At 52.3% G+C, this 1,219-nt stretch carries 1 protein-coding gene; it reads left to right on the top strand.

What is annotated here, in order from left to right; all coding sequences use genetic code 11:
* Positions 1-96: 96 nt before the first annotated feature.
* On the top strand, positions 97-1,219 hold a 1,123-nt coding region (locus H8S55_RS13860; protein ID WP_186879358.1), incomplete at its 3' end, for an IS481 family transposase.

Raw genomic sequence — 1,219 nt, 5'->3', positions numbered from 1 at the left:
TGTATAGTGCAATAAGATAGTTTACACATCAGGCAACCACATGGTTTACAGTTTTGATACACTAGAGCCATATCGAGGCAGGAAAGGAAGAACGATATGGCCTGGGAAGAAAGGACTGTAAAAGCAATGCGGGAGGAGTTTGTGCAGCGTGTATTGGCCAAGGAAAAGAGCACGGCTGCGCTATGCAGAGAGTATGGGATCAGCCGTCCCACAGGGGACAAATGGATCCGGCGATTTCAAGAGGGTCAGTCCCTGTCGGATCAGAGCCGTGCGCCCAAAACGCAGACTGGCCGTATCGCACCGGAGATGGAAACGAGCATCGTTCAGCTACGCAGGCAATATCCGGCGCTGGGCGCAGAAAAGCTCCATAAGATCATGGAAAACATGGGGTACGAAAACCTGCCCTGCGTGCGAACGTTCAACAACATCTTCACACGCAACCATCTCATCAGCAAGGAAGCAAGTCAGGCTGCAACCCATATCCAGCGCTTTGAAAAGGAGCAGCCCAATGTCATGTGGCAGACGGATTTCAAAGGAAATTTCACCCTTGCCAACGGCATCCGCTGCCATCCGCTGAACATTCTGGATGACAACTGCCGCTTCTGTCTTTGCACAGAGGCGCTGGAAAAAGAAACATTTTTGGCGGTAAAACCTGTATTTGAACGGGTATTTTCCGAATATGGGCTGCCATTCAGCCTTTTATGCGACAACGGAAATCCATGGGGCACATCACAGAGCATGGGTTATACCGCTTTTGAAGTGTGGCTCATGGAGCTGGGTATCCTCACCCTGCACGGCCGGCCGCTCCATCCGCAGACCCAGGGAAAGCAGGAGCGTTTCAACCGCTCGTTAACCCGAGAGTGCCTGGCCGGAAATACATTTCTGGACCTTGCAGACGCACAGCGAAAGTTTGATGCTTACCGCACGTTTTACAATACTGTGCGCCCGCATAGTGCCCTGGATCTTGCCGTACCGGCAAGCGTTTACTGCAAGAGCCAAAGAGCATTTCCCACACGGATATCTGACTGGGAATACAGCGCCGATTGTCGGCTGTGCAAAGTCAAGGAGACCGGCTATTTCAGTTTTGAAGGACAGGGCTATTTCCTCAGCGAAGCCTTTCGCGGCAAGTATATAGCGGTCCGTGAATCCCATCTTCCGGGCCAGATCACCCTGCTTTTCCGGCAATTCCGAATCGGGCGTATTGACCTGGAAAAGCGGG

Origin of the sequence: Flintibacter faecis (genome assembly GCF_014287875.1) — a bacterium.
GTDB classification, from domain to species: Bacteria; Bacillota; Clostridia; order Oscillospirales; family Oscillospiraceae; genus Lawsonibacter; species Lawsonibacter faecis_A.
The sequence above is the reverse complement of the archived record's forward strand: the minus strand, read 5'-3'. Positions and strand labels throughout refer to the sequence as shown.